7 protein-coding genes are annotated in these 8,887 nt (G+C 61.4%); 3 read left to right on the plus strand and 4 right to left on the minus strand.

Features of this window, described 5'->3' with window-relative positions; translation table 11 throughout:
- On the minus strand, positions 1-97 hold a 97-nt coding region (locus GIW04_RS31275), incomplete at its 3' end, for a rubredoxin (protein WP_329607638.1).
- Between the two features lie 158 nt (positions 98-255).
- Here GIW04_RS31275 and GIW04_RS24030 point away from each other — a divergent pair.
- Positions 256-1,692: an aminotransferase-like domain-containing protein gene (locus tag GIW04_RS24030; protein WP_034134394.1), complete on the plus strand. Its 1,437-nt coding sequence runs from the start codon at positions 256-258 to the stop codon at positions 1,690-1,692.
- Positions 1,693-2,093: 401 nt separating this feature from the next.
- On the opposite strand, the gene GIW04_RS24035 is transcribed toward GIW04_RS24030, so the two are convergent.
- A complete protein-coding gene (locus GIW04_RS24035; RefSeq protein ID WP_014718112.1) occupies positions 2,094-2,564 on the minus strand; it encodes an Lrp/AsnC family transcriptional regulator in 471 nt (156 codons plus the stop codon).
- Positions 2,565-2,687: 123 nt separating this feature from the next.
- Here GIW04_RS24035 and GIW04_RS24040 point away from each other — a divergent pair, with 123 nt between their 5' ends.
- A complete protein-coding gene (locus GIW04_RS24040; protein WP_120248297.1) occupies positions 2,688-3,932 on the plus strand; it encodes a methionine gamma-lyase in 1,245 nt (414 codons plus the stop codon).
- Positions 3,933-4,162: 230 nt separating this feature from the next.
- A complete protein-coding gene (locus GIW04_RS24045) occupies positions 4,163-4,834 on the plus strand; it encodes a helix-turn-helix transcriptional regulator (protein WP_003190637.1) in 672 nt (223 codons plus the stop codon).
- Positions 4,835-5,436: 602 nt separating this feature from the next.
- Here the strand turns inward: GIW04_RS24045 and GIW04_RS24050 are convergent.
- A complete protein-coding gene (locus GIW04_RS24050; protein WP_003190636.1) occupies positions 5,437-7,395 on the minus strand; it encodes a MacB family efflux pump subunit in 1,959 nt (652 codons plus the stop codon).
- A gap of 3 nt (positions 7,396-7,398) precedes the next feature.
- A complete protein-coding gene (macA, locus tag GIW04_RS24055) occupies positions 7,399-8,550 on the minus strand; it encodes a macrolide transporter subunit MacA (protein ID WP_034135256.1) in 1,152 nt (383 codons plus the stop codon).
- Between the last annotated feature and the right edge of the window lie 337 nt (positions 8,551-8,887).

An 8,887-nucleotide genomic window follows, 5' to 3' on the forward strand; every position in this document is an offset into this window, starting at 1 on the left:
CCTCTTCCCAAGGGGTGCCTGCGGGAATTCCGTCCTCCGGAATACCCAGTTCTTCTACGTACATAAAACCGCAGGGTGCGCACATATAAGTCTTCATGGAAATGCAAAATCCATTGCTTAGGTGTAGGAAATTTCGCCACCTCCTGGCGAGATGCCGCGCAGTCTAGGGGAGTGGCATTGCACAAGGCAGGTAAAGTGATGCCTAATCCAGCCTAACTTCACCGGTAAAAGCACCGGCAAACACAAGGACGCGTCATGTTTGTATCCGCCATCGCTTTTGTAGAGGGCACGCCCAAGGTCCAACAGATCGTCGAGGCGTTCAGCCACGCCATCGAAAATAGCGAATGGGCCCCGGGCAGCAAACTGCCATCCGTGCGTGAACTGACCCAGATCCTCGGCGTCAGCAAGTTCACCCTCAACGAGGCACTGGACCGTCTGCGCGGTCGCCACCTGCTCACCTCAAGCCAAGGCCGCGGCTACTTCGTGGCGATGGACAGCACCCGCCCAGCCTCGGCGACCTGGGTGGACCTGTTGCCCCAAGACCTGCTCAGCGTTTTGCGCCGGCCCTTGGCCACTGCCAGTGGCGAACTGCGCCCTGGCGGCGGGCACTTGCCGGAGGATTGGCTCAATGGCGAAGCGATCCGCCAGGCGATGCGCAGCGTAGTGCGTGCGCCGTCACTGCGCATCGCCGGGCTGGGCACACCGGCGGGGCTGTTGCCGTTGCGCCAGGCGCTGCAGCAGAAACTGCACGGCGAAGGCTTGTCGGTGCCAGTGGAACAGATCATCACCACACCCAATACCGTGCAGGGCCTGGACATGCTCATGCGCCTGCTCGCCCGCCCCGGCGACACGGTGCTGCTCGATGCACCGTGCTACTTCAACTTCCACGCCAACCTGGCGCTGCACGGCGTCAAAGTCATCACCATTGCCCGCCGCCCCGACGGCTTTGACTTCACCGCCCTCGAACAACTGCTGGCCGAACACCGCCCCAGCCTGTACCTGACCACCAGCGTGTTACACAACCCCACCGGCCACTCCTTCAGCCCCAGCCAGGCGTTCCGCCTGCTGCAACTGACCCAGCACTATCACTGCCACATCGTCGAGGACGACCTCTACGGCGACCTGCACCCCAACCCACCCCCACGCCTGGCCGCCGTCGCCGGGCTGGACCAGGTCACCTACCTGTCGGGTTTCTCAAAGATCCTGAGTGCCAACACCCGCGTCAGCTACGTCGTCGCCGCGCCGCAACTGGCCGCCAACCTGACCAACATGAAATTGATGAGCGGCGGCGTCACCTCCGAACTGTTCGAACAGATCGTCTACCGCATGCTCAGCGAAGGCAGCTACGCCAAGCACCGCAAACGCATGGTGCAGCGCCTGATGGAAGCCGGTGGGCGCGTCGAACAATGGCTCAAGCGCTGCGGGTGCGAATTGCCCATGGCGTATGAAGGCGGGATGTTCATCTGGGCGCGCCTGCCACCCGGCGTAAACGGCGAACTCCTGGCCCAGGAAGCCCTGAAACGCAGCATGGTACTGGCCCCCGGCGCCCTGTTTGGCTACGATCCGGCCCACCGCGACTCAATGCGCTTCAATGTGGCACACAGCGACGAACCACGCGTGCAGCGAGTGTTCGAGGCGTTGCTGCTGCACGGTGTCGCCCAAAAAAGCAAAAGCCCCCCAACCCCAACCTAACCTAACCACGATGCGAAGCGAGTAGCTCTTGATCTGCCGGTAACCACTATGCGAAGCGAGCCGCTCTTGATCTGCTCTTGATCTGCTTGTGATCTTGATCTCAAGCGCCCCGTTAAACCACGCTGGCCGAACGCAGGCTTGAATTCGTGGGTAACCCGGCAGGACGCCGGGTGAGCCGCCGTCAGGGCGGAACCCTAAGTAGCCGTTACCGCAGCAATGGATATATACCCAATCCAACTGTGTCGCCTGCCAGGCCGCCTTCGCGAGCAAGCCAGCTCCCACATTGAAATCGTGGGGTGTCAGGTAGATATGGGGCGGCTGGCAGGTCGCCATCGCAGGCAAGCCAGCTCCCACAGCTGGATCGCGGGGGTGTCAGTAGGTAAGGCGCCGTAAGCCTCCCGTCAACCCGGCAACGGAATCACCCGCAACGGCCGCACCGACTTGTAGGAAAAGCTCGAATAGATCTCCTTGACGCAGGGCAACGTCTGCAAAACCTCGCGGGCAAACTCGCCAAACGATTCCAGATCTTTGGCCACCACTTCCAGCAAAAAGTCATAGCGCCCCGAGACGTTATGGCACGCCACAATCTCCGGAATCGCCAACAGGCGCTGCTCGAACGCGCGGGCGATTTCCTGGGTGTGGCTTTCCATCATGATGCTGACAAACGCGGTCACCCCATAACCCAGCGCCTTGGGAGAAAGGATCGCCTGGTAGCCACTGATCACCCCGCTCTCCTCCAGGGTGCGCACCCGGCGCCAGCACGGTGAGGTGGTGAGGGCCACCCGCTCTGCCAACTCGGCCACGGTCAGGCGGGCGTTGCCTTGCAACGCGTTTAAAAGGGCTTTGTCCGTACGGTCCAGCTTGATGGGCATAACGTGCCTCTAATCATTATTTTTATCGGTGTTTGATCCACAAACGCGGGTTTTTCCAGGCTTTTTTGCAAGGTTCATCTGTGGTTATGAGCATAGCATTGTAGGAAATAAGGAGCGCCCGACATGCACACTAAACACACCAGCTTCGGCTTTTCTACCCGTGCCATCCACCACGGCTATGACCCTCTTGACCACCACGGCGCCCTCGTCCCGCCCATCTACCTGTCGGCCACCTTCGCCTTCCCCACTGTCGAATACGGCGCCGCCTGCTTTGCCGGCGAAGCCAGCGGCCACTTCTATACGCGCATTTCCAACCCCACCCTGGCCCTGCTGGAGTCACGCATGGCCAGTCTGGAGAACGGCGAAGCCGCCGTGGCATTCAGCTCCGGTATGGGCGCGATTGCCGCGACGTTCTGGACCCTGTTGCGCCCAGGCGACGAGATCATCGTCAGCCAGACGCTTTATGGTTGTACCTTCGCCCTGTTGCACCATGGCCTGGGCGAATTCGGCATCAAGGTGCGGCACGTCGACCTGACCGACCTGGCCGCCCTGCAAGCAGCCTTCTCCCCGGCCACCCGCATGGTCTACTGCGAGACCCCGGCCAACCCCAACCTGCGCCTGATCGACATCGCCGCCGTGGCCGAACTGGCTCATCAACAGCCGAACATCACCGTGGTGGTCGATAACACTTACTGCACCCCCTACCTGCAACGCCCCCTGGAACTGGGCGCCGATGTGGTGGTGCACTCGGCCACCAAATACCTCAGCGGCCACGGCGACATCACCGCAGGCATCGCGGTGAGCAACCAGGCCTTGGCCCAGCGCATTCGCCTGCAAGGACTCAAGGACTTGACCGGCGCGGTGATGTCACCCCAGGACGCCGCGTTGTTGATGCGCGGCCTCAAGACCCTGGGCCTACGCATGGACCGTCATTGCAGCAACGCCCAGGCGGTGGCCGAGGCGTTGCAGGCACACCCTGCGGTGCAGTGGGTGACCTACCCCGGGCTGCGTTCTTTCCCACAGTACGAATTGGCAAACCGACAAATGAAACTGCCCGGCGGCATGATCGCCTTTGAACTCAAGGGTGGCATCGAGACCGGCCAGCGCTTCATGAACGCGCTGCAACTGTTCACCCGCGCGGTCAGCCTGGGGGATGCCGAATCACTGGCCCAACACCCGGCGAGCATGACCCACTCCACCTACACCCCCGAGCAACGGGCGCAGCACGGTATCAGCGAGGGCCTGGTACGTTTGTCGGTGGGGCTGGAAGACGTCGCCGACCTGCTGGCGGATATCCAACAAGCCCTGGCCAAGTGCAACGGTGCCAACCTGCGGCCCACCACTACATCGGCGTACGCGCTGAAATAGCGCCCAAACCCAAGCGTTTTGCGGTGCCTGGGCGGCGATCGGAAGGATCCGACTGCCGCTGTACCTGCTTAATGTTTTTTTTTCGCAGATTGGATCCCCCTCCTTCAGCCAGCCTGTACTAGCATGTCAGCGGCGGGACGCACTATCACTGCAGGTTATTCACATTAGTTACCTTCTTAATCCCCGTCGCTATAAGGCCCAATACCTGCACGAAACTCATGGACGAATTGATGAACTCACACCTGTTCCCACAGATAGGCAAGGTCATCGCCAGCACCGGCAGCCGCCATTTCCCACGCATGCTGCATGACCTGATCCTTACCCAACTGGCAGTGGACGCCACCCATATCACCCAATTGCACGTCAGCCGTGAAGGCCTTGGCCGTCGCAAAATCAGCCCGGTGTACACCGATTCGGTGGCGGCCCTGGACAGCGAGCAACTCGCCGCACAACTGCACCTCACGCGCCGCAAGGACGATGTGCGCTATGTACTGTCGGTGTACCGCTCCCACCCGTCCGAGAGTTTTTCTGCGCAAGAACGCAGCATGCTCCAGGACTTCTCCACGCTGTTGCTGCCCATGGTGGAAAAACACATCACCGCGCTGCAGCCATCGCTCTCGGACAGCCCGTCGGCAGAGCCGCAACACCAGGGCATCGATACCTTGCGCCGACGTATCCAGGAGCGCCTGGTGCAATCGGGGCTGACCTTGTCCAACCGTGAACTGGAAGTGTGCGTAGGCCTGCTGGCCGGGCGCACCGCGCCGGAGTTGGCCGAGCAATTGGCGTTGAAGGTCAACACCATCGAGAGCTACCTCAAGCGTGCGGCGATCAAGTTGGGGATCAGCGGGCGGCATTCGTTGTTGCGCTGGATGTACTCGACCGAGTCTGACACGGCCCTATAAGCCAAGCAAAAATCCCCGTGGGAGCTGGCTTGCCTGCGATAGCGGTGGGTCAGCAACCCTGGGGAGACTGTCACACCGCTATCGCAGCATAGGTATCTACACAACTGTGCAGTTCGCCGCAGCCACCGGTAACCACGATGCGAAGCGAGCCGCTCTTGCTCTTGCTCTTGCCCCTTGCTCTTGATCTGCTTTTGATTTTAGGCGCCCAGTTAAACCACGCTGGCCGGAATTCGACAGGGATTTGGGGGGTAAACCGGCAGGGATGCCGGTTTAGCCGCCCCGCGCCATGGATGGCGCGTGGTGGCGGCCCCCCAAATCACTGGCGGATTACGGGCACACCGAGCCCAAGCGAGGTGCCGAGTGGTGGGGCAAGAGCGCTTTGCTTACTTTTGTCTGGGCCGGCATTCCGGCTTTTCGAAAGTGAGCCGCCGTTGGGGCGGAACCCTAAGTAGCCGTTACCGCAGCAATGGATATGCACACAATCCAACTGTGTCGCCTGTCAGGCCGCCATCGCAGGCAAGCCAGCTCCCACATTTGGATCCTGGGGCGCCAGGGAGATAGGCGCCGGCTGTCAGGCCGTCACGGGAGCAAGCTCCCACAGATCAGTCCCTTGCCAATGCCTCTATCGGGTCCAACCGCGCCGCATTCCGCGCCGGTACAAAACCAAACACAATGCCGATCAACGTCGAACAGGCAAACGCGGTAACGATCGAGCCCACCGAAAACACCATTTCCCACTCCTTCACAAACAGCGAAAACAGGTAGCCGATGGCGTAGGACAGCGAGATCCCGATGATCCCGCCGATCAGGCACACCATCACCGCCTCCACCAGAAACTGCTGGCGAATATCCGATTGCCGCGCCCCCACGGCCATGCGAATCCCGATTTCACGGGTGCGCTCGGTGACCGACACCAGCATGATGTTCATCACGCCAATACCGCCCACCAGCAAAGAAATCACCGCAATCAATGACAGCAGCAGCGCCAGGGAGCGGCTGGTTTTCTGTACCGTCTGCATGATGCTGTCGAGATTGTTGGTGAAAAAATCCTTGGTGCCGTGGCGTTGCAGCATGAGCTTATTGACGTTGTCTTCCACCACCTTGCTCGGCTGGCCGTCCTTGATGCGCACGGTGATGCTGTCCAGATGACGCTGGCCCAGCAGACGCCCCGCCGCGGTTTCGTACGGCACCCACACGTTCAGGGCCTTGCTGGCGGCGAACATGTTTTTATTGTCCGCCGTCACCCCGATCACCGTGCACGGCAGGTTGCCTATCAGGATCACCTGGCCCAGCGGGTCGATGTTCGGCCCGAACAGGCGCTGGCGGGTATTGTGGTCGATCACCACCACCTGGGCCTGGCGCCGTGCATCGCTTTCGCTGAAGGCAATGCCGGCTTCAAGCTTGAGGCCCTTGACCTTGAAGTAGCGATCACTGACACCATTGACCTGGGCGTCCAGGTCGATATTGCCGTAGCGCAACAACAGGTTGCGCCCCACCACCGGCGTGGCGCTGTCCACGTAATACAGCTGGTTCAAGGCCTCCACATCCGAGGGCATCAAGGTCTCGATGGCCGAGGCGCGGCTGTCGCCAAAACTGGTGCCGGAAAAGATATCGATGGTGTTGCTGCCGATGGCCTGGATGTCCTTGAGCACATAGCGCTTGGCGCCTTCGCCGATGGCCGAGATCGACACCACCGAAGTGATGCCGATGACAATGCCGAGCATGGTCAGCAAGGTGCGCATGCGGTGGGAGATCAGCGCCACCCACGCCATGTTGAACGCTTCCTTGAACAACCCCAGGCTCGCCACCAGGCGCCGCGCACCGCTGCGGCGGGGCTCGACCGGCGCCTCGGCGGGCAACTCCAGGCCGACGCTGTCGTTGGCCTTGTCGCTGATGATCTCGCCATCACACACCTCGACAATGCGCTGGGCGTTCGCCGCGACCTTGGGGTCGTGGGTGACGATAATCACGGTGTGCCCCGCCGCATGCAGCTCGGCGAGGATGCGCATCACCTCCTTGCCGCTGTGGGTGTCGAGGGCGCCGGTGGGTTCGTCAGCCAGGATCACTTCACCGCCGTTCATCAAGGCCCGCGCAATACTCACTCGCTGCTGTTGCCCGCCAGACAGCTGGCTGGGCCGATGGCTGGTATGGCCCGACAAGCCCAGGCGTGCCAGCAATTCCCCGGCGCGGCTATGGCGCTGGCTTTGCGGGGTGCCCGCGTAGATCGCCGGCATTTCCACATTGTGCAAAGCGCTCAGGTGCGCGAGCAAATGGTAACGCTGGAAGATAAACCCGAAGTAATCACGCCGCAGCTCCGCCAGTTGCTCATCGCCCAGGGAGCGGGTTTCGATGCCATTGATCTTGTAGCTGCCGGCGGTGGCGTAATCCAGGCCACCGAGGATGTTCATCAGGGTCGATTTACCCGAACCGGAGGCGCCGATGATCGCCAGCATTTCCCCGGCATGGATGCTCAGGTCGATGCCCTTGAGCGCGATGAATTCACGCTCGCCGGCCATGAAGCTGCGAGTGATGCCCTTGAGTTCCAACAGAGGCTGGCTCATGACTCAACTCCCCGCCACGGCAGGCGTGGCGTCGCCGATCACCACGGTGTCGCCCTCGGCCAGGCCATCAAGGATCTGCACTTTGACGTTGTTGTTGATACCGGTCTTCACCGTGCGGGCCACCGCCTTGCCCTTGGCATCCAGCACCCGCACTTCGTAGCGGCCATCGGCATTGCGCACACCCAGCGCCGCCACGGGCACCATCAGCGCGGCCTCGGCGGTGTCGAGCACGATGCGCACCTGGGCGGTCATGGCAATGCGCAGGCGGTGGTCGGGGTTGGGCACGTCGAACAACGCGTTGTAGAACACCGCGGTGTTTTGCTTCGGCGTGCCGGCGGTCTGGGTTTCAAGGAAGTTCTGCGGCGCCGGCTCAGTGCCGCGCAGCTTGGCGTAATAGCGCTTGTCCGCCTCGCCGAGGATGGTGAAGTACACCTGCTGGCCGGGGCTGATATGAATCACATCCGCTTCCGACACTTGGGCCTTGACGGTCATGGTGTCCAGGTCTGCCAGCTTGAGCAGCACGGGCGCCAACTGGCTGGCAATCACGGTCTGGCCTTCCTGGGTGACGATGCCCACCACATCGCCGTCGATGGGCGCGTTGATGCGGGTGTAGGCCAGGTTGACCTTGGCGGTGTCGATCTGGATGTGCGCGCTTTTGATCTGTGCGTCCAGGGACAGCAGGTTGGCCTGTTGTACCTGGTAGGTCGATTCGGCGTCTTCGAAATCCTGGCGTGACACCGACTCATCGGCCTGCAAGCCTTTGTAGCGCTCATACACGGACTTGGCCTGCTTGAGCTGCGCGGCGGTCGCGCGGCGTTGGGCCTGGAGGTTTTCTTCATCGACCTGGGCTTTGCGCAGGGTGTTCTGCAGGATCAACGGGTCGATTTCGGCCAGCCATTGGCCCTTCTTTACCTTGTCACCGACTTTGACTTTCAGCGACTTGAGCTGGCCGGAGACTTGGGCGCCGACGTCGACTTGTTTGACGCCCTCCAGCAGGCCGGTGGCCAATACCGCGTTTTCGATATCGCCGCGTTCGGCGGTGGCGGTGAGGTATTGGGGGGCGTCGGCGGGGGCGTTTACGGTGTAAATGGCCAGGCCGATTGCCACGGCCGCTATAGCCAGAATGCCGATTTTGCGGAATTTAGACGTTTGCATGGTTGGCTTCTTGATTGAGTACAAATATGGTTGCGCGCTGAAGCTGGCCCCCCCTATCTACCTGACGCTCCTCGGTCCAAATGTGGGAGCTGGCTTGCCTGCGATGGCGGCCTGACAGCCGACCAGGATGTTGGGTCTGACCGGGTATATATCCGTTATTTAGGTAACGGCCACTTAGGGTTCCGCCCTGACGGCGGCTCACTTTTGAAGAGCGCAAAAGTAAGCAAAACGCTCTTGCCCCACCACTCGGCACCTCGCCTAGGCTCGGTGTGCCCGTAATCCGCCAGTGATTTGGGGGGCCGCCGCCACGCGCCATCCATGGCGCGGGGCGGCTAAA

Origin of the sequence: Pseudomonas sp. PA-4-8C (assembly GCF_021606625.1) — a bacterium.
GTDB classification, from domain to species: Bacteria; Pseudomonadota; Gammaproteobacteria; order Pseudomonadales; family Pseudomonadaceae; genus Aquipseudomonas; species Aquipseudomonas lactis.

Excerpts from the sequence above, each read along its gene's own strand:
- GIW04_RS24030 (WP_034134394.1), top strand. The coding sequence starts at position 256 with ATGTTTGTATCCGCCATCGCTTTTGTAGAGGGCACGCCCAAGGTCCAA.
- GIW04_RS24045 (WP_003190637.1), top strand. The coding sequence starts at position 4,163 with ATGAACTCACACCTGTTCCCACAGATAGGCAAGGTCATCGCCAGCACC.
- GIW04_RS24050 (WP_003190636.1), bottom strand. The coding sequence starts at position 7,395 with ATGAGCCAGCCTCTGTTGGAACTCAAGGGCATCACTCGCAGCTTCATG.
- macA (WP_034135256.1), bottom strand. The coding sequence starts at position 8,550 with ATGCAAACGTCTAAATTCCGCAAAATCGGCATTCTGGCTATAGCGGCC.
- GIW04_RS24040 (WP_120248297.1), top strand. The coding sequence starts at position 2,688 with ATGCACACTAAACACACCAGCTTCGGCTTTTCTACCCGTGCCATCCAC.
- GIW04_RS24035 (WP_014718112.1), bottom strand. The coding sequence starts at position 2,564 with ATGCCCATCAAGCTGGACCGTACGGACAAAGCCCTTTTAAACGCGTTG.